Here is a 24,379-nt window from a genome sequence, read left to right as displayed (position 1 = left end):
GACGGCAGCCGCCTGATAGCCACACCCAGCACCCCTGGGCGACCCAACCCTACGAATGGCTCGATCAACCCGATCAAGACGGTAGAGCCGCCTGATGCCCCGCACCCCCGAACCCGACGAGGACTACCTCGACACCGTTCCTCCGCCGCAGCCGGTGTTCCACGTCGAGCAGGCCCTCCTCGGCGCCCTCCTCCTTGATCCGCACCGTCTCGGCGACGTGACCGGCATCGCTGGCGGCTCGTTCTCCACCGCCGCGCACGCCGCCCTCTTCGCCGCGATCAGCGCCCTGCCTCCCCCCGATCCGGCCGAGCACGCGAAGAACACCAAGTGGCTCGACCAGGTGCTCGCCGCGGGCCGCGAGCAGGCCCGCGGACTGACCGCCTCCTACCTGCACACCCTCATCCAGGTATGCCCCTGGCCCCGCCACGCCCCGGCCTACGCGCGGATGGTCGAGGCCGAGCACGCCAGCCGCCGTCTGCGGGGCGCCGCCGAACACCTCGCCCAGACCGTCCACGACGCCTCGCTCCCGCACCCCGTCCAGACGGTGCTCGACGAGGCCGACGCACTCGCCACGGTCGTGGACGACATCGCAGCCCGGTTCCCTCCGCGCGCGGGTGTCCTGCCTCGCACCCCGGCACCGCCGACGGCACCCGCGCCCGATTACGCCGAGGCGGTGGAGGAGGAGCAGTTGCTGCTCGCGACCGCCACCGCCCGCCCCGCCGACATCAAGTCCGTCCGGTGGCTGATCCCCGAGGACTTCACCCAGCCCCTGCACGCCGGGCTGTGGCAGTGCCTGACCGCCCTCGCTCGCCGCCACGAGCTCGTCGACCCCATCACCGTCCTGTGGGAAGCCCAGCAGCGCGGTCTGCTGAGCGGCAGCGAACCGGGCGAGGTGCTCCGCCTACTGGCCGAACCAGCCGGTTCCGTGGAGCACTGGGGCGAACGCGCCCTGCAGCGCGCCTTCCTGGCCACCGCCGACCACGCCAGCCGCCGCATCGAGGCGTACGCCAGCGACCCGGCGAACACACCGTTCCAACTCGTTGTCGGCGCCCGCAGATCCCTCGCCGACATCGGCGCCATCCGCACCCGCTGGCAGCACGCCACCGGACCAGTCCCGCCACAGCGACCGCGCCCCACGCCCACCACCCGCGCCGGCCCGCCGACCACCACGGCCGCACGCGCCGCACGCGCAACCCGATAGCACCCCGCATACGCCGGTGGCCGGACCCCATGGCCCGGCCACCGGCACAGGAGACGACACCGCAACGTGACCACCGCACTGCCACTCGACGCTCACGTCCGCCTCGATACCCACCCCACTCATCCCAGCGCCGTCATTGCCGTCCTGACCGGCTCCCAGGCCCGCATCGCCCACATGGGCCTGGCGACGGCCGACTGGACCGTCGTCGCCGAGAACGTCCTGGTCCTGGTCCGCATCGACCATGAGGAGCCCCACTGGGCCGAGGACGCAGCCAAGCACCTGACCGCCGAGGGGATCACCGTCGAGATCACCCCTCGACTCCGGGAAGCCATGAACGAGGAATGGACCTGGGCCAACTACCCCATGCCCTGGTGCACCCGCGCCGAGATCCGCGAAGTCTCCAACGAGGCCCAGAAGATCCACGACGACATCCAGCACGGCCAGCTCATCATCCACGCCCACGCCGACGACAGCGGCACCACCGTCGCCGTCGGCACCTACCGCGACAGCGGCAAGAGCGTCTACCTGCACGGTGAGAACCACCTGCGGCAGATCGCCGACACCTTCGGCTCACCCGCCCAAGCACTCGCCACCTTCGAATGCCTCCATAGCGACACCATGCTCCCCGGCCCCGCGCCCCTGACCGACACTGAACGCCAGACCGCCGAAGCCCGCACCACGCTCGGCGCACAGGCCGCCGAAAGGCCCGAACAGCCCGTCCAGCGGACGGAAACGGTTCCCGCCTACGCCGCTGACCCGGGCGGCCACGACGCCATCCTCGACCAATTCCTCGCCGAGCACGACGACTGGGAGAAGTGGAGGACCTGGACCGACGACACCACGCACGCAATCCACGAATCACAAACCCTGCGGATCGAACGCGTCCACGAGGCCGACCCCCGCGAGACAACCTGGACCGTCGCCGCCTACGAAACCCCCGTCTCCGACCGGATGTGGCATCTCACCATGACCGGCGCCACCCCAGCCCCCGTCCTTAAGACCCTTCTGAACGGGCTCGCCGAAGAAGACGCCTGGGAGACCGCCATCGGCAGCCCCACCACCGAGAAAACCGTCACCGCAGCCACCCGCCCCCTCACCGACGCCGGCTGGAAGCACACCGTGGACGGACGCTGGAGTCGCTGGGAAACCCTCCAAGGCGATGCAGGTGTCCAGTTCGACGCCTTCGCCGCCCAGAATAATCCCCACAGCGCCCTCGCCACCTGGACCCTCTGGGCAGGCCCCAGCATCGACCGCCCCACCTGGACCATCACGGCCTCCCCCTACACATCCGCCACGCTGCTGGCCGACCTCGCCGAGAACCTCGCCCACGGCACCGGAACCCGGACCCACACCCCCGTGAAGGTGAAGCCCACCATGCACCTCACCACCACCCCCACAGCGCCACCTCCGACAGCAGCCACGGCACAGCCCAGCCGATCCCGTTGACAGGGCTTGAGCAACCCGTGCTTCTGCAGCTCAGAAGGCTATGCAGCGGGTTCCGTCGAACCACCGCTTCCGACTGACGGAAACGCGGGAAGTTAGAACGCTGGTGATCGCCCCCGATGGGTTCCGTCCCGTACGGGTGGACTCCCGCCGTACCGGCGCGGCCCATACCGCTGCCCTGCAAGACTGTCCGTGCTAGCTCAGGGCGGACGGCAGGACGGGCGAGAGATGGCCGGCACCACAGATGGCCCCTTCGGCGCTTACACCGAAGAGGCCGAGTTCTTCGACGAGCTGCCCCACGGCGATCTCGACGAGTACCTGCCGCCGTTCGAGACCGGACTGCTGATGGCGGCCGGCCGCATACTGGCCGTCTGCGCCTATCGCGACGCCACCCACTACGCAGACCGTCCCTTCGACCGCAGCGAGAAGGACGCCGCCGCCACGGTGCTGAACCTGCTGCCCGAGACGTGCGACGGCCAGGGCCACACCTTCCGCCGGGATGTGGCGCGCGCCTTCTGGGACCTGGCCGACGACCTCGCGGCCGGGCGCGCCCCGCTCCCGCGCTGCCAGGCTGAGACCTGGGCCCTCAAGAACATGCTGGACGCAGCGCCCCGGATGTGCGCCGCCGACGACGAGGAACTGACCGCGCTCGGCGTGCCCGTCCCCACGGGCACGAACGAATCCTCCTACCGGGCCCCCTACTTCGAAGAGGAAGCCTGGGAGTTCGTCATCGAGGACGCGAAGTACACCATCCCCGAGGCCCAACCGCCAGCCTCCACCGAGAAGACCGCAGACGGCATTGAGGAGGCCGGCGCGGTTGCGGAGCCCGAAGGCGGCTTGGACGCCCCCGCCCACTGGTTCTCCCCCTACGGCATCACCCGCCCCCGGGACGCCGAGCGAGGCCACCCGGGCTGGGCCGACACTCCCGATCAGAACCTTGCACCATCGGGGCTGCCCAGCACTGAGCGGGCCGCGCATCTCCTTGGGCTGGGCGACGACTTCGACCCCTGGCAGGCGGCCGACAGCGATGTGCTGCGCCCCCGGCTGCGGACGATGGCGGACACCCTGACTCCGCTGGCGGCCAGGCTGCTGACGGTGGCCGCCGAGATGGTGGCCGAGCGCGGCTGGCATGACCTGCTCGCCCACGGCGACCGGGTCTTCGCACGCCCCGACGACGAGGAGGATGCCTGGGAGGTGGACGAGTCCTTCCTCCTTCAGCTGCCGCCGCTGTGCGACGGCCAGTCCGCCGCCTGGCGCCTGGCCATGGTGCGCGCAGTGCAGAACCTCGCCGATGACCTGCGCTCGGAACGTGCCCCGCTGCCCACCTGCACCGCCGAGGAACTCGCGTTCCACCTGATCCTGTCCGAGGCCCAGACGGTCCTGGACTACCTCGACGACAACGATGGATACGCCCACGACGTGGGCCTGCCGACCGGCGGCCAGTTCACCGTCCGCCACCGAACCTTCGACCACTGGCGGGAAGCCTTCCTACAGGACGAAGACGTTCTGCTCCACTACGACCAGACCCTCGCCGGCATCGCCGCCGACCCCGACCACCCGGTAAGCCAGCAAGCCGGCACCGGAGACCTGCGCCCCCGCGCCTGGTTCGCGCCCTTCGGCAACATCCGCCCCCGCACCCCTCGCCCCCCGACCGACCAGGACCGCGCGCTCCTCGCCGACACGGATCCCGACATCTTTTTCGCCAGCACCCCAGCCCTGGCCGAAGCTCCAATCCCATCCGCCGAGGCGGACACGGCCACCGTGCTGCCCGACGGGCTCCGCGACGAATTCGAGCACTTCACCGGCCTGGCCCAGCACCGCTTCTTCGACGAGCCCTGCGCCATCGCGATGGCCGCAAGCCTGGACCGTCTCCTCACCCGCCTCTTCGACACCGACACTGTGGTGCCCTTCCACATCTGGCCGCTCAACCCCCGCGCCAGCGCCATCAAGACGGGGCTGCTCCTCGTCGACCACGACTTCTGCCTTCAGGGATACACGCGCACCTGGCGCCTGAGCGCCGACCGCACGGACCGCGAGGCACGCCAGTGGGCCGTCGCCCTCCTTGAGGACTGCGCCAAGTACATCCTGGCCAACCACGGGCACACCGTCATGGACCGCCTTCCAGGCGCCCAGCCCAGCCCACCCCTGGACCCCCGGCTCTACGACGTGCTGCCCGCTCGCCTGCGCGACCTCGCCCGGGACCTCACCACAGCCGGCCTGCTGCGCCACCGCACCCGTCACCTCGGCATGATCAGCGCCCAGCTCGCCGAGGAAGCCATCCTCCCCGAACGCCTGGTCACCGCCTGGCTCGACGGTGCTCCCGTCACACCCTCCCAGCTCCTGCGCTGCGCCCCTGCCCTGCAGCTGTCAGAGGACGTCCTACTCGAAGCGCTGGACGGCAAGCGAGACATCGCGTACTGGCCACTACCTGTTCCGCCGCCAGACCAGCAAGGCCACCCCGCATGACCACGTGCGGCGTGGACACGGCAGGCGCCCCCGCACCGCCGCTCCACACTCGCGAATCCCGAGGCCCAACGACCGGGAATCTCGGACACGTTTGCGCACAGCCTCAGGTGACGGGTCGGGTCACTCGCGCCCGGGCAATCAACGCGGCGACCAAGGGGCGCAACATAGCCGAGGATCGCCGGTTGGCCAAACCGGCGATCTTCCGCATCATTGATGGTCCACCGCCACTACCTGCCCCTACGTCGGAAGGCACCGCCACCGCAACATCCACAGCCACGCAGTCCCACACGCATCCGCGCCGCAGCCGCACGAGGCGGCTACCCCGCCGCGTAGCTCGCGCGGAAGAGATCCGCAGCCCGCTCCACGTCGCGCTCGGAGCGCAACTGCACCTCCAGGTCGCCCGTACCGTGGTGGCCGAGCTCCGTCACGTCCCGGGTGAAGCCGGGCACGAGGTCCACATCCCTCGGATCGGCCTTGAGGTAGACGAGGAGCTTGGTCTTCTGCGGCGGGCAGACGCACGCGAAGTTCCGCAGGCGCTGATACGCCCGGTACTGCTTGCGCTGCACCCGGCTGACGCCGTCCCCGAGGCCGAGCAGGACGTCATCGACCGCCTCAGCCAGCTCCGCCAGCGCCTCGCCCTGCCCGCGGACCGGCGGCAGCCCGGCCGCGCGTCGGCGAACCCGCTTCGCGGCCGGCGTGCGGCCGGTGACGGAAGCCACGGTCTCAAGACCAAGGAGGTCCTTGCCGAAGAATCGGTAGCGGACCAGGTCGATGCTGCGGCGGTGCTCGCGTACGGCGTGCACGTCGTAGCGAGTGAAGTCGCCAGCGACGCAGATCAGCCTGGGCGCACTCCACAGAACCTGGGCCGCGGTCGTGACCCCGAGCCGGTCGCGGACCAGGTGCTGGAACTCGGCCCGGTGATCCATCAACCAGCCGAGATAGAACAGCCCCTGGTTGATGACGCCGGAGTCCACACCCCGCTTGTACTCGACGACCACCGGCGCCCCATTCTCGTCGAGGCCCAGCGAGTCGATCCGGCCGCCGTGGACCGGGCCCGTGCTGTACTCGCTCGCCAGGAACCGGACCCCGAGCAATTTCTCCATGTCGCCCTCGACGATGCCCTGCACGTCGGCCTCGGCATCAGCAAGACGCGGCGCGACCTCAGTCACGCCGCCATTCGTGTTGTAGAGCTTCAGGTCCGGCACCGCCCCTCCCGTTCAGCCAGTGTGGCCGACACTCAACAGCAGGGGATGTCGAATTTATTTCCGGGTACTTCGCAGCCTGACCCCGGAGATCTCCGGGACACTACAATCGAGACATGCAGGTCAGAATAGGACATTTCTAGATCGCGGGACATGCACAGGACGGCACGGCTAACGCTTCGTCAGATAGCCCGTTGACCTGCGAAAACGCCTGGGAAGTGCTCCGGAGCCGTGTGCGCAGGTTCGAATCCTGCCGGGGGCACTCCGGGAAAAGCTCCTGACCTGCAGAAATACAGGTCGGGAGTTTTTGCATGCATGCCAAAACGCACACGGTCTTTTGACCGTTGCCCGTTTCGGTCCACACAGCACCGCACACCCTGTGGATAACCTCGTCCATTGACAGATTTCCGCAGGTCAAGGGCACGCGCTTGAGCGCACGGTGGCCTCGTTCGCCAACAAATGCCGAAACTGTGCGGCGCCATGGGATTCCTGGCGCCGAGACTCGCAAAACCGCGCGTGACCTGCCCTGATGTGGCCGAGAGCACATGGAAACGCAAACGGTCTGGTGGGTCGTTGCCGTTTCCGCCCGAATGCCCGCTGCTCCGCTTGCGCCATCGAACGCACAACTGATGTTCGAGGGCCACTGGTCGGACTGCAGGCCGCTGAGACATCCGGGATGTGAGCAAGGAGCGCCAGCAGTGCGACTGCCCGATCTGCCTGCCTGGACGGCCCCCTTCACTCCGCCCAAGACGCTGAACGACCGGCCGTTGCAGCAGAGTTGACGGATCGCTAGAGTCGGCCTGCCCACTACTCACAGGAGGCTCCTTGACTTCGTCGTCGCTTCATACGTGGACACAGCCGAACGGCTGTTCCGGGGCGACCTAAGCCCCGCTGCGTACCGCTGGTGACCACTTGACCCAGGTGAAGTGCGTCCAGATCCAGCGGAGATAGCGAACAAGTCAATGGAGGTACCGAGTGCCGGCCAACTCGACGCAGCAGCTCGCCTGTACGCACCCCGGGCGTGATGTTGCGATCGTCAGTCTCTGTGCTGTTGTGATGGGGCTCTTTGGATTTCGTCAGCGATACTCCTCCCTCCACTTGGTTCAGTGTCGAAGGAAGTGAGGAAGGTGCCGAGCACGAGCAGTGTGGCTCTTGAAGACGGCATGCCGGAGTGAACATGATCGCCTTATGAGTCAGCAAGCGGTGACCTTGAGCAAGATCGTTTTGGAGGACTGGCCGACCATACACTCGTGGGCATGTCTCGCGGAGGCGTGTCGCTATCAGCCGTGGGGGCCGAACACAGAGGATCAGACGCGGGACTTCGTGGAAGACGCGGCCAAGGCCTGGTCAGACACCCCTCAGTACCGGTTCCCCTATGCCGCCCGCCTCGGGAGCGATGTTGTGGGCATGGGTGAACTGCACGTTCGCCATCACATCCAGCGCCAGGGCGAGATCATGTATATCGTGCATCCGCAGGTCTGGGGGCAGGGCATCGGGACAGAAATCGGGCGGCAGCTTCTCTCTTGTGGCTTCGGCAAGTTGGGGCTCCACCGGATCTATGCCACCTGTGACCCGCGGAATCTTGGCTCGTCCCGGGTGCTGGCCAAACTCGGCATGACGCATGAGGGACGTCTGCGTCACACCTCGTTGATCCGTGACGGCTGGCGAGATTCCGTGATCTTCAGCATTCTCGAAGACGAATGGCGGTCCGCTGCGCTGGCTGAGTGATCCGGTCTGACGAACGACGTGTGAGGGCCTGCCGACGGTCAGGTCGGCAGGCCCTGGGGGTGGGTGACGGTCAGACGGTGTTGTCCGCGTAGTAGACCCGCAGGAGTCCGTTGATGTCCGGGATGGTCTGGGAGATCGCGATGTTGTCGATCCAGCGGTGTCCGATGTGAGCGGTGCCGCAGATCGTGTCGGGGTCGGTGACGGTGGCGGCGAAGACGAAGACGCGGGTGAGACGGCCGTCCGGGCCGAGGTGATCCTGGTGTCCGAGATAGTGGGTGGCTCGGTCCAGTCCGAGGTCGAAGTGAGTGCTCAGGACGCGTCCAAGACCGGTCAGCAGGGTCTCGCCGGGCTTGATCCGCCCGGTGGGCAGTTCCCAACTCGACGGCTCGGTGTCGAAGTTGTGGCTGACGCGCTCGGTCAGGAGGAACAGGCCGTGGTGCTCGATCAGTGCTGCGGCGGCCAGGTCCTCGATGCCCTCGGCGTGGGTGCGGGAGACGAGATCGTGCAGATGGTCGTCGGTGACGGACCGGTTCACGGGGTCCTCCGCAGCGGGCTGATGTCCGGGATGCGGCTGCTGATCGAGGGGCGGGCTGCTTCCGGGGTGGCCAGCAGGGCGACGATGGTGATCGGCTGGTCGCAGTGCGGGCAGTTGCGGGTCGCGGTGGGCTCCAACGGGTCCCGGACACCGGGCTGCTGGCGGGGGGCGGGCCGGAGTGCCGGGACTTCGGCCACCGGCCGCGCGGGCGTTTTCTCGCCGAGACGGCGGGCCCGGTCCTCGTCCCGGCTCCGGCCGCGCCGCCGGTCGGCGTCCTGGCGGCAGGCGGGCGAGCAGTAGACCTGCCGGACGGTCGCGGGGGCCTCGAAGGAGCCCTCGCAGACGGGACAACTCCGTGGTTCCAGACGGTCTTTGCCGGTGCGGGCCTTCAGTCGGCACTCGGCCGAGCAGAAGACGCGCCGGGGGCTGACGTCCGTGGTGAACTCGCCCTGGCAGGCGGGGCAGATCCGCTGGACGGGAGTCCGCCTGCGGGCAGTGGCCCGGCAGGTCGGAGAACAGTAGACCTGGCGGCTGGCGTGGTGGGCGAGGGCGAACGTGGTCTCGCAGACCGGGCAGCGGCGGGCCATGTCCTCAGGAACTTCTGGGGCGTTGGAAGTCTGGTCAGGAGACACGCGCGTTCACTCCCGCCCGCAGAGTCTCGGCCGTATTCTGGTGGCTGCGCAGCCGGTAGGACGGGCCGTCGATGCCGGCGACCGCCGCCCGGTGCAGGAGCCGGTCGAGCATCGCGGCCGCGACGGTGGCGTCCCCGAACGCCCCGGCCCAGTCCGCGATCCCGACATTCGTCGTCAAGATCGTGGACGATTTCAGATATCTCTGGTTGATCACCTGGAACAGGGCCGAGGCCCCGTCCTCGGGCAGCGGGAGATACCCCAGCTCGTCGATGATCAGGAGTTTCGGGCCGGCGAAGAAGTTCATGCAGGTCTTCCAGCGTCCTTCGAGGGCGGCCTTGTGGCAGCGTGCGGCGAGTTCGGCGGCGGTGGTGAAGTAGACGCGGTTGCCGGCCTCGACCGCGGCCCTGCCGAGCGCGACGGACAGCATGGTCTTGCCGACCCCGGGCGGTCCGACGAACAGGACGTTGGAGGCGTCGTCGAGGAAGCGCAGGGTGGCCAGGTCGCGGATGAGTTTCTCGTCGACACCGGGCTGGGCGGCGAAGTCGAAGTCGTTCAGCGTCCAGGGCTCGGGCAGGCAGGCGAACCGCAGCCGGGCCGCCAGCCGACGGGCCTCGGTGGCCTCGACCTCGATCTCCAGCAGCCGCTCCAGTGCGGCGGTCAGTGACATCCGCTCGGCGCGGGCCTGATCACAGACCCGGTTGAGCGCCTCGGCGGCGTCGTTGAGTTTGAGATAGGACAGGTGGCCTCGCAGCTGCTGGAAGCGGCGTGCTTCGCTCATCTGCATGGGCGACGTACTCACTCTTTGTTCTCCTCCTTCGGTGCGGGAACGCTCCGCAGCCGGTCGGCCACGGCGGCATAGTGGGACAGGTCGATCACGACCCGTTCGGCGGTCGATCCGGTGGCCTGCCGGTCGCGCAGCCGCTCGGCCTCGTCCAGGGCGGCCTCCGAGGGCGGGCGGCGGACCTTGGACTTGCACGGGGCCCGGTCGGAGAAGCTCTCCAGCACTTTGCGCTCCAGCGCGACGACATGACCCGCGTCGCGGACGGTTTGCCCGGCTCCGCGCGGGGCCCGGCGGTGCCGGGCGATCACCGCCCGGCCAGCGGTGGAAATGCTCAGGACGTCCTCGCCGAGCCGGTGCACCACCCGCACCCGGACACCCGGCAGGCCCGGCGGCACCGAGTAGAAGTTGCCCTCGAACGACACCAGGCCCTGCGGGGTGACCGTGCGCTCGACGGCGAGCTCCGCCGCGAACGGCCGCAGCGGAAGCTCCAACAGTGGTTCGGCAGCGGCGAGTTCGGCGACGGTGACCTTCACTCCGTCGACCGTGCGACGGCGTTCGTCCATCCGGGCGGCGAGTTTGTCGACCCCGGACTGGGCCTGCTCGACACTGAGTCCGTCGGGAACCGTCCGCCACCACCGCTGGGCCTCGGAGTGGTTGGCCTTCTCCACGACGCCCTTGCGGTTGCCGCGGCGCGGCGGACAGATGTCCACCCCCACCCCGTAGTACTTCGCGACCGGCGCGAACGCGGCGGTGACCTGCCCGCTGGAGGGATAGCAGACCGTCGCCATCCGGTCGAACCTCCACCGCCGCGCGGTCCCGCCCAGCTTGCGCACCACCGCGTCCAGCGCCTGCACCAGATGCGGGAAGTCCTCGCACTCCGCGAGCACCGCCCGCCACCGGCCCGAGTGCGCCAGTGCCCCGACCAGTAGGTGCGCATGTTCGCCAACACCCCATTCCCCGGGCGGAGTCGGCAGTTCAAGCCAGTCGAACTGAATTTCCTCGCCCGGCGGATGGGCGATAACCGCGACATCGCGGCCCTTCGTCGCGTGACACGGCTCGCAGTGCGGCCGCACCTCGTGACGACGCAGTCCACGGGTGAACGTGGAGTATCCGCCCTGATAGCCGAGTTCGCGGACCTCGTCGAACAGCGTGGTCGCCCACAGATGCGGGTCATCGGCCAGGCGTCGGCGGCAGTACTCCACGAACGGTACGAAAGCGTCTGGCGCCTCCCTGCGCTGACCAGGCACCCTCGTGCCGCTCAGATAGTCCCGGATCGTCTGACGGTCACGGCCCAAGTGCCGGGCAATCGCCGAGATCGTCCATCCCTGACGACGCAGAGCATGAGCGTCCACGTCTTCCTCCAGCGTGAGCATCCAGGCCCCCGAACAGGACGACCTTCAAGCACACGCAGGCTCTCCGCGACACACCCACACCAATGCGACACACCGAGCAAGATCACGCAAAGGATGGAGAGATCAACTGAGCAGGTTTGCCGAACGACCCGAGCGGCCCCGGTGATTTCCAAGAAGCGCCATCAGTTGTGGTTTCTCTCGTCGCGGTCATCGTGGTGATGGCCTTCCACGGCAACCCCCTCGCGACCTTCGGTGCGAGCGGCAGTGCCTTCGCCGCTGCCTTCAGCGGAGGCATGGGCGTACTTTCCCACCTCAAGCGCACCGCATAGTCACCCAGGAGGGGCGGCCGGAACCGGCTGCCCCTCAGTGGGCTTCCCCAGTCCCCGCTCCACACGGCCGAGTCCGAGATCTCCAGGACCTCCCTGAGGCCGACCGAGCAGGGCTTCTCGCCATGCCAGCTGGCTGGCTGGCTGGCTGGCTGGCTGGCTGGCTGGCTACGCAAGAGGATCAGCCGACGTGGATGCCGCCGCACCGGATGGTCAGGAAGCCTCTTGCAGCGTGATCAAGTCGCCGACTCGGACTGTCCCTGCTTCCAGCACGTTCAGGTACACGCCGAGGCACGACAGTCGGCCCAGGTCGAACACCGGTATGCGGTGCTCGCGGGCGACCGCTCGCATGAGACCGGGGTCCGACGGGAGTTCGTCGTGGCCGAGGGTGGGGATCACGCAGCGCGGTGTGGGCACCAACACTCGGAACAACGCCTCCCCCACCCGCAAGCGCGACCCCACTCAGGCGTCCTCCGGACTGGTTGTTGATCGACTGCCAGTCGTACAGGCACTTCGCGTACCGGCTCAGCAGAACCTCGACGCTGTTGCTGGCCCGCTGGGCGACCTCGGCCGGGTCCGCGCCCGCGCACAGCCAGGTGAGTCGTCACACTTTCGTGAGCACTGGCGCCTGCTGCGATGGCAATTCCCGCACCTGATGAGCACTGCTCGCAGGCGTGGATCACGAGCAGAACCTCCAGCGGACTGCCATCGGTGGTCGCTCTGCGTGGCTCCTGAGGTCTTCGGGCTTCCGCCGGTCGGGCAACGAGGCTGCGAGGATGGTGCGTTGTGGATGAGTTCGCCGTTGGTGTCAACGGGGCGGGTGGTGCACCAAGGTTCGGGGCGGATCCCCGGTTTCGCTGACCGGGGATCCGCAGCTATGGGTGGGAACGCGTGCGTCAGGGGCGGCCCAGCGATCGGACAGCCCACCCGGCCGCACGCCAGGTCTCGGTGTTCAGGGTGCCGCGGCCATCAATGACCTTCGGGCTCGCTACGCGGGAAGCGAGCCGGTGCGGGTCGACGTGGGAGAACTGCGGCCACTCGGTCAGGTGCAGGAGCAGGTCGGCGTCCTGGACGGCGGCGATCGGGTCGTCGATGTAGTCGAGCTCGGGGTACTGCTTGCGGGCGTTGTCGACGGCCTGGGGATCGGTGACGGTAACGGTGGCACCGAGTTCGTGGAGTTTGTGGGCGACGGCGAGGGCGGGCGAGTCGCGGATGTCGTCGGTGTCGGGCTTGAAGGCGGCGCCCCAGATGGTGATGCGCTTGCCGGCGAGGTTGCCGTCGAGCTGCTGGCGGGCGAGGTCGACCATGCGCTCGCGACGCCGGTTGTTGATCGAGTCGACCTCGCGGAGGATCGTCAGGGCCTGGTCGACGCCGAGCTCACCGGCGCGGGCCATGAAGCCGCGGATGTCCTTGGGGAGGCAGCCGCCGCCGAAGCCGAGGCCGGGCCGCATGCCGCGACGGCCGATCCGTGCGTCGTGGCCGAGGATGTCGGCGAGCGTGGTGACGTCGGCGCCGGAGGCTTCGCAGACCTCGGCGACGGCGTTGATGAAGGAGATCTTCGTGGCGAGGAAGGCGTTCGCGGATGCCTTGGCGAGTTCGGCGGTGGCCCAGTCGGTGACGATCGTCGGCGTCCCGGCCTCGATGATCTTCTCGAAGCACTGCCGGAGTACGGCTTCGGCCCAGGAGTGCTCGGCGTCGAAGCCGAGGACGAGCCGGTCGGGCCGGAGGGTGTCCTCGACGGCGAACGACTCGCGGAGGAACTCCGGGTTCCAGGCGACCTCGATCCCGTCGCCGGCGGGCGCGCACTCGTGGAGGAGGTCGCGGACGCGGGGTGCGGTGCCGACCGGGACGGTCGACTTCACCGCGACCACGGCGGGGCCCGTGATGCGGGGTGCGAGCTGGCGGACGGCGGTGAACAGGTGGCTGAGATCGTAGGCGTGCTCGCCGGGCTGCTGTGGGGTGCCGACCCCGATGAAGTGCAGGTCGGCGAAGGCGGCGGCTTCGGCGTAGGAGGCGGTGAACCTCAGTCGGCCCGAGGCGGTGTGCTGGGCGAGGAGGCCGTCGAGGTCGCGTTCGTGGAAGGGGGCCTTGCCGGAGTTGAGGACCGCGACCTTGTCCGTGTCGCAGTCCATGCCGAGGACTTCGTGGCCGAGTTCGGCCATGCAGGCCGCGTGGGTGGCGCCGAGGTAGCCGCAGCCGATCACGGTGAGCTTCATGACGGGTTCCTTTGCGAGGTGGGGCCGCCGCCGGCGGCCCCGTCTCTTCCCCGTCCGTGAGGGCGGGGTGGTCAGGCGGGCCGGGCGGCGAGGTAGCGGTTGATCCCGTCGCGGATGAACGGCGGGATCGTGCGGAGGGCGAGGTCCTCGGGGGCGAGGAACTGGAGCTTGACGCCCTCGGCGAGGGGCAGCGTGGTCTCGTCGCCGTCCCAGGTGGCCGCGAAGAACGTGATCAGCTGGCCGGAGCCGTGCTCGTCGCGGATCTCGAACAGCTCGGTGAGATCGGCGATGTCGGTCAGGCCGGCCTCTTCGTCGAGCTCGCGGACGATGGTGGTGCGGGGGGCCTCGCCGGGGTCGCAGCCGCCGCCCAGAACGCTCCAGTGATCGGGCCAGGCGATCACGCCGGGCAGGTCGTCACGGAGGGTGGAGGAGGAGTTCGCCGCGGCGGTTGGCGATGATCGCGACCGCTCCGCGGGCGGTGGCCGGGCTGTCGGCAGTGGTGTCCTGGTGCATCCGGACACCGTAGTGAGGTGAGGGATCGTCATGCGGCAGCGCTCACGGTCCGGTCGCACAGCCAGGCGGCCGTCATGAGTGCCTGCATGCGGGTGCGGTCGAACCGCCCGCCCGGCTTGAGCCCGCCCTCCAGCAGCGGCCGCATCGTTGCGGGGGCCTTTGCCAGAGCGGTGTTGATCTGGGCGTCCGCCCAGCCGGCGAGCTTTCCGTTGAGCCAGGACGGGACCGGGGAGGCGAAGCCGAGCTTGTCCCGTCTGCCCCAGACTTCCCGCGGCAGGCCGAGAGCCTTCGCGGCGTCCCGCAGGATCCGCTTGCCCTCGGCCGGGTGCTCGATCTTGTGTCCGACGGGCAGCCGGTAGGACAGCTCGACCAATTCCCGGGCCAGGAAGGGGGACCGGCGTTCGAGGGCGTAGGCGGAGGCGAGTTTGTCGCTGGTCATCACCAGGGGCCGCCAGGCCGTGGCCAGGTCGGCGAGGGTGAGCCCGCGGGCCAGGTCCCCGCCGGCCTTCTCCATCGCGGTGGCGATCAGGTCGCGGATGCGGCTGTCGGGGTCGGGGCCGCGCAGGACGAGCCGGGTGACCGCCTCGTCCGGTCCGAGATCCTTGCCGGCGAAGTGCAGGAGCTTCGCGGCCAGCGGCTTGTAGGCATCCATCCCGGCAGCCAGGACGGCGTCCGGGCCGAACAGGACCAGGGAGTGACGGACGTAGCCCATGAGGAACTCGTCCGGGCCCAGGCCGCCGACCACGACCTTCAGGCCCCTCTCCGCGATCTTCCGGTAGGCCATGTACTCGGAGAACGTGGACGCGTTGCCCATCGGGTAGTCCAGGGCGGACATCATGTGCACCAGCACCTTGGTGAAGTCGACCGGGTCCGGCTCGACCACCACGAGTTCGGCGCCGATGTCAGAGGCGATCCGGGCCGCGATCAGTGACTCGTCGAGCCGGTCCTGGCCGGGGTAGCGGACGGTGACGCAGACCGGGGGCCGCAGCAGGTAGGCCAGCACCGACGAATCCAGTCCGCCGGAGAGTAAGAGGGCGAAGTCGCAGTCCGGGGCCCGCAGCGGGACCTGCTCGGCCAGGACGACCGAGAACTTCGCGAGAGCCTCGCTGTAGGTGCCGGCGAAGGGCTGCCGCTCAGCCAGGCTCCAGTAGACGTGCTGGTCGAGGGAGCCGGTGGCGACATCGAAGGACAGCAGGGTGGCAGGGGCCAGCAGCTGGATGCCCTGGAAGGGGGTGTCGACGCCGACCGGCGTCTCGATCGCCAGCACCTCCAGCCGTAGCACCAAGGGGGCGGGGCCGTAGCCGGTCAGGGTGGTGACCTCGGAGGCGAATGCGAGCCGGCCGCCGTCCAGGCGCCAGTAGAGCGGCTTCTCGCCGAGCCGGTCCCGCGCGAGGAACAGCTTTCCGGCCCGCGGGTCGTAGACCGCCAGGGCGAACATGCCGTCCAGTCCGTCGAGGCAGGACGGGCCGATCTTGGCCCAGGCCCGGAGCACGAAGTGCGCGTCCGTCTCCCGGTGCCCGAGCGGGATCCCCCAGGCGGCGGCCTGCTGGCGGTAGTTGTAGATCTCACCGTTGAAGGCCAGAAGGACCCCGCTCTCGCGGTCGAGGTAGGGACCGGGCTTGGCCTGCGGGTCGACGATCAGCAGCGTGTTCATGGCCAGCACCGCCCGCCCGTCCATCGCGGCGGTGTGCATGGTGCCGTCCGGGCCGCGGTGAGCCTGCGTAACGCCCATGGCGCGGACGGTCTGCTCGTGCCGGGCGGCGTCGGCTCCGGCCAGTCCTGCGATTCCGCACATATCTGGTTCACCCCCGGGTGTGGTGGTGCCTTGGCGGCGGTCGCCGCCGGAAGGAGATCTGTTCCGGTTCCGGCGGCGGCCTGGGCCTTCATCACAGCGGCCCAGGAAGATCACGGGGAGGGCTCGCAGGGGGGCTCACAACTCGCAAACACGGTTCGCGGGCGGGCGGCGAGGAATATCGTCAGTGACCCAACACACGGAACATGTACGGCTCTTCGTCCCCCGTCGAGTACGGATCTCGTGCTCCACAAAGTACAGACCTGCAGACTCAGCAATCTGTTCGAGCCGTGCGTGTCCTCGGTCACCGGCAGAGGGAGAGTCGTGGCATCGACTACCCGCCGGACCCGTCCGCCCAATGCGGACCTGGCCCGGCTCATCGAAGCCAGCGGCGCGAGCCACAAGTCCCTGGCTCTGCGCGTCAACCAGCTCGCCCACGCCGCCGGGATAGAGACGGACTACTCACACACGTCCGTGGCGAACTGGTGCCGTCGCGGAATGACGCCGAAATGGCCGGTCCCGAAGCTGTTGGCGCAGGCCATCGGTGAGAGGCTCGGTCGGCCCGTCGGCCTCGGCGAGATCGGTATGGGCGAGGCGGAGACAATCGACGCGGATGTGGGGTTGGATTTCCCGCGAGACCCCGCCGACGCTGTCCGCGTCGCCACGATGTTCTGGAGCTCCGTGAACCGCCGCGACTTTCTGGCCGGATCCGGCTTCGCCGCCTCCGCCTTCACCACTCCCGTCACCCGATGGCTCGTCACCCCCGCGGACGACACCGCCGGCCACCGTGGCGGCCGGCAGGTCGGCCGGGCCGACCTCGACGAGCTGCGAGAGGCCGCCGACGACGCGAGGCGGTGGGACTCCAAGTACGGGGGCGGGAACTGGAAGGCCAACTCCGTCACCGACTGCCTCGAACACCGGGCGGGCCCGCTGCTGCAGGGCAGCTTCTCCGACGAGATCGGCCGCGAACTCTTCAGCGTGACCGCCGAGTTGTCCCGACTTGCCGGGTGGACGGCCTTCGATGTCGGTGAGCACGAGGTGGCTCAGCGGCACTTCATCCAGGCCCTCCGTCTCGCCCGCGCCGGCGGCGACGTGCAACTGGGCTGTTATGTGCTCACCACGATGGCGATGCAGTCCCTCATGCGCGGCTTCGCGTCCGAGGCTGTCGACATGGCTCAAGGCGCCTTCGAGCGGGCCAAGGGCCAGGCCGTTCCCCGGGTGCTGGCGTTCACCAAGCTGATCGAGGCCCGAGCCCATGCCCGCGAGAATGACCCCCGGGCGGCCTCCCGGGCCCTCAAAGCCTCCGAAGACCTGCTCGGGCAGGCGAAGGACGACAGCGGCGGCGAGCCCGCGTGGATCGACTTCTATCACCACGCCCGCCTGTCCGCGGATGCCGCCGAGATCTTCCGGGACCTGAACAATCCCAAGGCCGCACTCTGCTGGAACCAGCAGGCCGCCGCCATGCCGCCCGGAGTGTTCACGCGGTCCGTCGGCATGCGGCTCGCGATCGTCGGGACTGCCCATCTCCAGGCCCGCGACCTCGACCACGGACTCCAGCTCGGCAACCGCAGCGTCGACATCCTCGCCCGCGTCCAGTCCACCCGGGCCAAGGACTACGTTCGCGAGTTCAACACGGCCTTGGCCCCCTGGCGGCGCGAGCCCGCCGTGCGCGAGTTCGTCCACCGGACCCGCAAGGAACTCGGCGTCGCCGCCTGACCGGCCAGCTCACCCCTCCTTTACGAACGAACTAAGCGACTTGTCGCACCAGTGCAGCTTCCGGGAGAAAGGGGCCCCTCGCCGCTTCGAGGCCAGCTAGGCTCCCGAGTCGAGCACCAAACGACGCCGCTGGACACGCAATCCAAAGAGGGGGCACGCTCGTGCTGGACCCCATAACCGCCGCAATCGTGAGTGGAGCGGCCGCCAACCTGGCTGCCACCGGCATCAGCTATGGCGTCACTCGCTTCAGCGACGGCGTGCAGAGTGCGCGCGGACGTCTTCGCAGGGCCCTCAACCGTGCTACCGACGAGGACCAGGCCGCCGCCCTGGACGCCTACGACACCGCAACAGCTCAGCTGGTGTCGCGCATGACCGGAGAGCAAGACATCCCTCTCGCCGAAGCCGAACTGACCAACCTGCTAAGGCTGATTCTCACCAGCTACGCCGAGCGCTACCCACAAGCCCGGACGGAAATACAGGGCCTTGCCGCCTCTTCACCCGAAGCCGCATCGATCACGCAGAACGGATACGACCGGGCGACAGTCATCGGCAAAGTAGAAGGCGGCCTCACCATCAACCACGGATAGGACCCCCAGGAGAAGTGGCCAACGAGCCCGCATACGGCCCCCACACAAAGGTCGCCTCCTGGCCTGATATCCAGGCTCACCTCGACCTCATCGCGAAGCACAGTCCGGACCTTGCCGGGACGCTGGAGTACGTGCTCGCCTACGACGAAACCGAGGGGGATGTCCGGCTCACAGGAGACGATCGCGACGAGGTACGGCACCAGAATGCCGACACCGTGGTAGCCATCCGCCAAGCGGCATGGCTGCTCAGCACTCTCTCCGAACTGCAGGAACTAGCGCGGAACATTCCCAAAGTCCCAGACTTCGGAGAGATCGAGCAGTACAGAGAAGGCATCACTTCGGAAGTCGCTGCTATCGCCACGAGCGCAGCGGGCACGCTGACCGCACGCATGATCGACGGCACCCCAGCAGCACTGCGCGCCGAGGTCGCTCATCTCTACACACATGGCCCCCCAGAACTGATCCGCGCGAGCCTTGCCACGGTGGCCGAAGACGCGCGCATCCTGCGTGGTCTCGCCCGCGAGGCAGCAGGCCCATTCCGGGCCAACACCGAAGGCGAAGCCGCATATATCGCCCGCATCACTCAGGCCGAGCTGGAGAACAGCGAGTACTCCATAGCCGACGCTTGGTCATACCGGCTTGCCCTATACGTCGTCGCCTATCCCGAAGCACTGCCCACTCTCGTCGACTTCACCAACGGATCCCTCCTCCACAAACACCCCGGTGGAGCCCCAACCAGGCGGACGCTTCCCCGCAATGGCGGGGAGCGAGACACCGTGGCCATCCAGCAGACCTCGAACCACCGAGCCGCCTCCGTCGGAACCGCGCAAACCGTAAATATCAACCACTACAGCCGCGGCGAAGAGGAGAACACATAAGCGAAAGAGAAAAGAACTCCAGGCGGGCCAAGAAGGAGTCGCCGGCCTCGACGTCTGCCTGCCCTCAGGGGATACCAACACCCCCTGCGAGTCCGTCTACGGCGCTTCGTACTCCGTGGGCATGTGGATCTCTCGGATGGTGGCCGGGTCGCGTGGTACCGGAACGGCCTGGGTGCTGATGACCTGGGTGCCCGTGCTCTGGGCTGCGTTTGCAAGATCTCGCAGGACGTCGTCGACCACGGGGGTTCCGATGCCCTGCTGGTACGGGTTGTCCAGGAGCAGCAGGCCGGGGAATGCGGCTTCTTCGTCGAGGTCGGATGACAGGAAGAGCGTGGCATAGCTGTAGGCCAGGAAGAAGAGCACCTTCGTCTCTGCCCCAAGGGCCTGATCCCAGGGGCGGGTGCCGACGTAGAAGGTGAGGTCACTGTCGTTGATGGTGATGGCACCCTTGACCCAGCCGCGTTCGCGGTAACGGTGGAGAAATTCGTTCATGCGCTCGGCGAACACGGCGCATCGTTCGACGGAGGTGAGCGTAGCTGTGGCGACGGCGGCAGGCTCTTGGTCAAGGGCGTCGACGGCTTGTTGTGCAGCGGTGACGGCCTGGCTCGCTACCGTGCGGCGCTGGAGGATCTCCTCGATGGCGGGAAAGGCTGTCATCTTCTGTTCGAGCTGGGCGATCTGGGCGGCCAGGTTTTCGAGGGTGGCCATGAAGGGAGCCAGCTGCGCGGCGCGTTGTTCGTTGATGCGGTGCGCGAGCCGTGTCTGTTCGTCTTGAAGGTCTGCTCGGCGGGTGCGAGCCGCCTGCAGATCGGCAGTGGTGCGGGCGGCAACGTCGTCCAGGTCGGCGAGTTCCGACTTGAGCGACCGGATCTCCACGTGTGCCCGTCGGCGGCGCTGGTCGTCGTTGACCGGTTGGAAGCACAGGTAGCAGGCGTCTTCGTCGTGATCTCGGTGTGGGTCGACCCGTTGTTCACACGCCGGGCAGAGCCGTACGGGGAGGGCGTCGAAGATCTCCACTGAGGCGATAAGGCGTTCCATACGGGTCACCTCGGAGGTGACCGTCTGGGCGGAGTAGGCGTGTTCGCTGCCGAGTTGTTCGAGCGCGACGACCTCGTCGACCGCGAGTTGCAGCCGCTTGGATATGTCTTCGTAGACGCTCGTCAGGGACGCGTCGTATCCGGCTGCCGTCTCCGTGGTAGACGTTCCCTGCAGGAGGCTGTTGATCTCCTGCGTCAGTTCGTGACGTCGTTGGCGAACCCCGTCGAGTTGGGAAGTGACCTCGTCTCGTGCGGCCGCTACCTGGTCGAGGGTGCGGGCGACGGGAATGCCGAGCCGTTCGGAGATGGCGGTGACGGCCTGCAAGGTGCTGTCCTGCACGTCCCGCTCCACCGCCTGGGCTACGGCCAGGCGCCGCTTGGCCTGGGCGACGGCGAAGTCCTTGGTGTCGTAGCGGGAGCGGGCGAAGCCGAGGAGCATGCTGACGACGCCGCGCCGGATGAATTCCTGTTCCTTGTTGGCGAAGCTCGTCCAGGACTCCTCGTTGCGGTAGAAGTGGCGCAGGAGGTTCCGGAAGGACAAGGGCGTCAGTTCACTGGCTGTGGCCGGGTGGAGACCCTTGGGGATGCGCAGGTTGGGCCAGCCCAGTTCGCGCAGGATCCAGTCGGAGAAGTCGGCGTCGGTCAGCTCGTCTCCGTCGACGTACACCTTGTTCATGCGCCCGTGCTGGAGGAGACGGGTCAGGATACGGGGGTGGCCGTTGAGCCGGATCGCGGTGGAGACCTCGATGTACTCGTCGGAGACGGCGGCACCGAGAGCGTCGATCATCCCGCCGCGGTCGCCGAAGCAGTAGTCGATGACCTTCAGCGTGGTGGTCTTGGAGCTGTTGCGGGGCCCGCTGAGGATGTTCAGCATGCCGGTTCCGAAGGCGTACTCGTCGATCTCTGCGGTGTTGTGGACGAGCTTGACGGAGTCGATCCTGATCCCGCGGTCAGGGTGGGCGGTCACGGGCTTTGTCATGGCCGGATCTCCTGGCGGAAGGACGCGTTGCCGACCTCGTCGGGGAACAGGTCGTAGATCAGGTTCTTCAGGTCGGTGCCCGACATGGCGGCCAGATTTCCTCGCATGGCCTGACAGCGCCGGACCAGCGGCTGGAACTGGGGGGCCTCGGTGAGGCGTTGCGCGGTCCTCTTGCCGACGGCTTTGAGTTTCACTCGTTCGACCCGGTGGGTGGTGACGGTCACGAGGTCCCTGGAGACGAGGAAGGCGAGGAACTGCCGGTAACGCTGGTCCCAGGGACCGTAGCGGTAGCGGATCATCGGTGCCTCGACCTCGGACGGATCGGGGGCGAAAAACGCGGTTTCGGCATCGACGGCTTCCGGCATCGCGGCGTGGGCCCGCTCCAGGAATCCTGGATAGCGCACGAAGAAATCAAGCTTGGCGAACTTCGTCCGTCCCTCGATGTAGGGACCGGGTTCCTCGCCGCAGAGGTAGATGAGCAGCAGGAGCCGTGTTGCGTGGAAGTCAGGGGAGTCATCCGGGTCCCAAGCGCGATACAGCGGGGGCACCACGCTGCTGCCGATCTTATGAGGCATCGGCATACCTGTTCTGACAGCGCGCCGTGATGTCCGAAAGCACTGCGTGGGCCTCGGCGAGGGTGAACTGCCGACTGGTCACCTCGGGCAGCTCGCTCACCGCCACGAGCGTCTCGAAGTACGCCGCCGAGCCGGCGGCGAGACGTCCGGCGCGTCGTTTCGCCATCGTGAGCGTGCAGATGGCATTGATCTGATCGGCCAGATCGTCGTACGCGCGGCGCCGGGTGCCGACGCTGGCGCGGTACGTCCGACGGTAGGCGAGCGTGGCATCGTGCTGGGCTTCCGCCTCGGGCTCCGGTATTTCGGCAGCCCGCAGCTTGAGCTTGAGCTTCATCAACAGTTCGGTGGAACCGTCTCGCCGCCGCCCGGTTGCTCTGCGCACACTGTCGTCCAGGGCCGCGCCGAAGTCGTCCGCGGTAAAGGTTCTCGGTCGCAGCTCAAGGGCGCTGCGGGCTATGTACTTGGAGATCAGCCAGACCATGACCTCCTCGACTTCCCCGTACAGCGGTTTCTCGCCCAGGCACGCTTCCACCAGTGGCGCCAGTCGCGCCATGGCCTCCGCCTCGACCTGGTCGATGGTGCGCGCCTCCACCAGGACGTCCAGGCGGTCGACACACCATCCGATGTCCCGGCCGTCCGGCAGTTGCACCCCGCTGAGCCTCGTGACGATGTCCGCGCGGGCGGCCGCACTCACCGGGCCGCGAGGGCGGTCACGTTCCGCGACGAACGCATACAGGTCCCGCTGAGGCGTCTCGTTGACAATGAAGGTGAAGCGTGTACCGTCCGGCAGCGGCTTACCCAGGAACAGCTTGCCCAGGTAGCTGCTGTCTGCGGCCTTCTTCTCCTCCGGTCGGCAAACGTTGGCGATGCTGTGCCGCGTCCCGGCTTCCTCGATCGTCTTGACCTGCCGGTATACAGGGGCGCCATCCCGATGACACAGGATGTCCTCCAGGTCCTCCCACGAGACCGCCGTCCACCTGCCTTCGAGCATGTCCAGGCAGTCCAGCAACGTGACGGCATCCTGATAGGCGAACCCGCGCCTGCTCCGACGGCCGCCGTCAGCAGGCGCGAGAGCCACGGCCGCCTCGTGCACGCTGACGCACAGCACTGGACCCTCGACACACGGCAAAATGGCCTGATCGCACAGTTCCCCCATAAGCCACTTCGGAGCATGCAGTAGATCACCGCATCACCCGGAAGAGCAACGGTCGTGCAGAACATCAACCCCGCTCCGTGTCCGCGCCGCTACACCTGCGGCACGGCAGGAGAAGTGACGGCGGCTCCAGCGCGAGCCATGGACATGTGCAGGGGAACTGTCGGGGACGCGCACGCACCCGAGCGCACGCCGCAACGGTTGGACCACGTACACCCACGCCGTGTCCGCGATCCCAGGCTAATCGTGCGCCTGGTCAGGCTCAGGCGGCTGGTCGTAGGAGCTCAACAGCCCTTCGATGCGAACTAGGGAACGCACCTGGTCCGACGACACCACCCAAGCGATCCACGAATCACAGACCCTCCGCATCGAGCGCATCCATAAAGCCCTCCCACGCAAGCGCCTGGACCGTGGCCGCATACGAGACGCCCGTCTCCGACCGGATGCGGCACCTCACCGCGACCGGCACCACCCCTGCCCCCGTACTCCAAACCTTGCTGCACAACCGCGCCCACGGCACGGGGCCGCGGACGTACACCCCCGTGAAGGTGAAGCGCCCCGCGCACCTCACCACCGCGACCACAGGACCGCCCCTCAGAGCAACCACGGCGCAGTCGAGCCGATCACGCTGACGGAGCTTGCCCGGTGCCCAGCCCTGCGTCACTGCGCAAAGTTGGCCGGGCATCGGTCACCGAACACCGCCGGTCAGGGGATCGGGCTTCGGGAGCGAGACTATGGTGAGACCGGTGGCGGCGCGAAGGCGTCACGGCAGAATAATGGGAGGCAGGAGTTGACAGGTGGCAGACGCTGACCGGCTGCCGTTGCCGCTCAGAGCGGACGCGCAGCTTTGGATGACCGTCTTGCCGCAGCGCAGGGTTCTCGGTGTGGTGCACAACATCACGTCTGCCACCCGGCTCCTGGACCTTCTTGCTGTCTTCGACGGCGACGAGCGGATTCAGGTTGTCTTCTCCTGCACAGATTCCTCCGCCCTCGACGGAGGCGTGTCCGATTTCTTGCTCCGCCGGGGAATGCTGACGATTCCTTGGCAAGTCGCCGTCGCGGAGAATTTCGACCTCGCTCTCGCTACAAATCGAGGCGGAGACTTGCACAAGCTTCGTTTTCCCTTGATTGGCGCACCCCATGGGGCAGGCTATAATAAATACTTGAGCCGGGAGCCGGGAGCCGGGAGCCGGGAGCCGGGAGCCGGGAGCCGGGAGCCGGGAGCCGGGAGCCGGGAGCCGGGAGCCGGGAGCCGGGAGCCGGGAGC

20 protein-coding genes, 1 tRNA gene and 1 pseudogene are annotated in these 24,379 nt (G+C 68.1%); 10 read left to right on the top strand and 12 right to left on the bottom strand.

Going from position 1 to position 24,379, the window contains the following annotated elements; all coding sequences use genetic code 11:
* Positions 1-94: 94 nt before the first annotated feature.
* The 3 genes from AB0D57_RS37970 (at position 95) to AB0D57_RS37960 (ending at position 5,110) form a co-directional block, all read left to right on the top strand.
* Positions 95-1,201 (top strand): DnaB-like helicase N-terminal domain-containing protein, encoded by a 1,107-nt coding sequence (locus tag AB0D57_RS37970; RefSeq protein WP_362084246.1) that lies wholly within the window; start codon positions 95-97, stop codon positions 1,199-1,201.
* 66 nt (positions 1,202-1,267) lie between these two features.
* Positions 1,268-2,647, top strand: coding sequence for a DUF317 domain-containing protein (locus tag AB0D57_RS37965; protein WP_362084243.1), 1,380 nt, complete (start codon positions 1,268-1,270; stop codon positions 2,645-2,647).
* A 225-nt stretch (positions 2,648-2,872) separates the two neighbouring features.
* Positions 2,873-5,110: a hypothetical protein gene (locus AB0D57_RS37960; RefSeq protein WP_362084240.1), complete on the top strand. Its 2,238-nt coding sequence runs from the start codon at positions 2,873-2,875 to the stop codon at positions 5,108-5,110.
* A 317-nt stretch (positions 5,111-5,427) separates the two neighbouring features.
* Here AB0D57_RS37960 and AB0D57_RS37955 read toward each other — a convergent pair whose 3' ends face one another.
* Positions 5,428-6,315, bottom strand: coding sequence for a DUF5655 domain-containing protein (locus AB0D57_RS37955; protein WP_362084237.1), 888 nt, complete (start codon positions 6,313-6,315; stop codon positions 5,428-5,430).
* Positions 6,316-6,501: 186 nt separating this feature from the next.
* On the opposite strand from AB0D57_RS37955, the gene AB0D57_RS37950 reads away from it, so the two are divergent.
* A tRNA-OTHER gene (locus tag AB0D57_RS37950) sits at positions 6,502-6,574 on the top strand.
* Positions 6,575-7,500: 926 nt separating this feature from the next.
* Positions 7,501-8,040 carry a GNAT family protein gene (locus tag AB0D57_RS37945; RefSeq protein ID WP_362084234.1) on the top strand — a complete coding sequence of 180 codons (540 nt, stop codon included), beginning with the start codon at positions 7,501-7,503 and terminating at the stop codon, positions 8,038-8,040.
* A 70-nt stretch (positions 8,041-8,110) separates the two neighbouring features.
* Here AB0D57_RS37945 and AB0D57_RS37940 read toward each other — a convergent pair whose 3' ends face one another.
* Genes AB0D57_RS37940 through AB0D57_RS37925 form a run of 4 tightly spaced genes read right to left on the bottom strand, consistent with a single transcriptional unit; the run spans position 8,111 to position 11,361 of the window.
* A complete protein-coding gene (locus AB0D57_RS37940; protein WP_362084231.1) occupies positions 8,111-8,575 on the bottom strand; it encodes an NUDIX domain-containing protein in 465 nt (154 codons plus the stop codon).
* Entirely contained in the window at positions 8,572-9,207 is a 636-nt protein-coding gene (locus AB0D57_RS37935; protein ID WP_362084228.1) for a hypothetical protein, read from the bottom strand. Before AB0D57_RS37935 ends, AB0D57_RS37940 begins: the two co-directional genes overlap by 4 nt.
* Entirely contained in the window at positions 9,197-10,006 is an 810-nt protein-coding gene (gene istB / locus AB0D57_RS37930) for an IS21-like element helper ATPase IstB (protein ID WP_362084225.1), read from the bottom strand. Before istB ends, AB0D57_RS37935 begins: the two co-directional genes overlap by 11 nt.
* Positions 10,003-11,361, bottom strand: coding sequence for a helix-turn-helix domain-containing protein (locus AB0D57_RS37925; protein WP_362084222.1), 1,359 nt, complete (start codon positions 11,359-11,361; stop codon positions 10,003-10,005). Before AB0D57_RS37925 ends, istB begins: the two co-directional genes overlap by 4 nt.
* Before the next feature lie 167 nt (positions 11,362-11,528).
* On the opposite strand from AB0D57_RS37925, the gene AB0D57_RS37920 reads away from it, so the two are divergent.
* Positions 11,529-11,669 (top strand): hypothetical protein, encoded by a 141-nt coding sequence (locus AB0D57_RS37920; protein WP_362084219.1) that lies wholly within the window; start codon positions 11,529-11,531, stop codon positions 11,667-11,669.
* Between the two features lie 210 nt (positions 11,670-11,879).
* Here the strand turns inward: AB0D57_RS37920 and AB0D57_RS37915 are convergent, their stop codons facing one another.
* The 4 genes from AB0D57_RS37915 to AB0D57_RS37900 form a co-directional block, all read right to left on the bottom strand.
* The gene (locus AB0D57_RS37915; protein ID WP_362084216.1) at positions 11,880-12,065 is read right to left on the bottom strand and encodes a hypothetical protein; all 186 of its coding nucleotides are present in this window, start codon (positions 12,063-12,065) and stop codon (positions 11,880-11,882) included.
* Between the two features lie 497 nt (positions 12,066-12,562).
* Positions 12,563-13,882 carry a UDP-glucose/GDP-mannose dehydrogenase family protein gene (locus AB0D57_RS37910; protein WP_362084213.1) on the bottom strand — a complete coding sequence of 440 codons (1,320 nt, stop codon included), beginning with the start codon at positions 13,880-13,882 and terminating at the stop codon, positions 12,563-12,565.
* A gap of 71 nt (positions 13,883-13,953) precedes the next feature.
* Positions 13,954-14,283 carry an NUDIX hydrolase gene (locus AB0D57_RS37905; protein WP_362084210.1) on the bottom strand — a complete coding sequence of 110 codons (330 nt, stop codon included), beginning with the start codon at positions 14,281-14,283 and terminating at the stop codon, positions 13,954-13,956.
* A gap of 140 nt (positions 14,284-14,423) precedes the next feature.
* A complete protein-coding gene (locus tag AB0D57_RS37900) occupies positions 14,424-16,190 on the bottom strand; it encodes an asparagine synthase-related protein (RefSeq protein WP_362084207.1) in 1,767 nt (588 codons plus the stop codon).
* A gap of 321 nt (positions 16,191-16,511) precedes the next feature.
* Here AB0D57_RS37900 and AB0D57_RS37895 point away from each other — a divergent pair, with 321 nt between their 5' ends.
* The 3 genes from AB0D57_RS37895 (at position 16,512) to AB0D57_RS37885 (ending at position 19,368) form a co-directional block, all read left to right on the top strand.
* A complete protein-coding gene (locus AB0D57_RS37895) occupies positions 16,512-17,903 on the top strand; it encodes a sporulation protein (protein ID WP_362084204.1) in 1,392 nt (463 codons plus the stop codon).
* A gap of 161 nt (positions 17,904-18,064) precedes the next feature.
* Positions 18,065-18,490 (top strand): hypothetical protein, encoded by a 426-nt coding sequence (locus AB0D57_RS37890; RefSeq protein ID WP_362084201.1) that lies wholly within the window; start codon positions 18,065-18,067, stop codon positions 18,488-18,490.
* Positions 18,491-18,504: 14 nt separating this feature from the next.
* Positions 18,505-19,368, top strand: a complete 864-nt coding sequence (locus AB0D57_RS37885) for a hypothetical protein (RefSeq protein ID WP_362084198.1) — start codon at positions 18,505-18,507, stop codon at positions 19,366-19,368.
* Between the two features lie 96 nt (positions 19,369-19,464).
* On the opposite strand, the gene AB0D57_RS37880 is transcribed toward AB0D57_RS37885, so the two are convergent.
* From AB0D57_RS37880 to AB0D57_RS37870, 3 genes are read right to left on the bottom strand one after another with little or no spacing between them, the layout of a single operon-like run.
* Positions 19,465-21,384 (bottom strand): hypothetical protein, encoded by a 1,920-nt coding sequence (locus tag AB0D57_RS37880; RefSeq protein WP_362084195.1) that lies wholly within the window; start codon positions 21,382-21,384, stop codon positions 19,465-19,467.
* Positions 21,381-21,959, bottom strand: coding sequence for a hypothetical protein (locus AB0D57_RS37875; protein ID WP_362084192.1), 579 nt, complete (start codon positions 21,957-21,959; stop codon positions 21,381-21,383). Before AB0D57_RS37875 ends, AB0D57_RS37880 begins: the two co-directional genes overlap by 4 nt.
* Positions 21,949-23,037 carry a dsDNA nuclease domain-containing protein gene (locus AB0D57_RS37870; protein ID WP_362084189.1) on the bottom strand — a complete coding sequence of 363 codons (1,089 nt, stop codon included), beginning with the start codon at positions 23,035-23,037 and terminating at the stop codon, positions 21,949-21,951. The genes AB0D57_RS37875 and AB0D57_RS37870 overlap by 11 nt, the downstream gene beginning before the upstream one ends.
* Before the next feature lie 382 nt (positions 23,038-23,419).
* Here AB0D57_RS37870 and AB0D57_RS37865 point away from each other — a divergent pair.
* Positions 23,420-23,744, top strand: a pseudogene (locus AB0D57_RS37865) (DUF317 domain-containing protein); the annotation flags it as partial.
* Positions 23,745-24,379 lie beyond the last annotated feature (635 nt).

This window comes from Streptomyces sp. NPDC048275 (genome assembly GCF_040652275.1).
GTDB lineage: Bacteria > Actinomycetota > Actinomycetes > Streptomycetales > Streptomycetaceae > Streptomyces.
The sequence above is the reverse complement of the archived record's forward strand: the minus strand, read 5'-3'. Positions and strand labels throughout refer to the sequence as shown.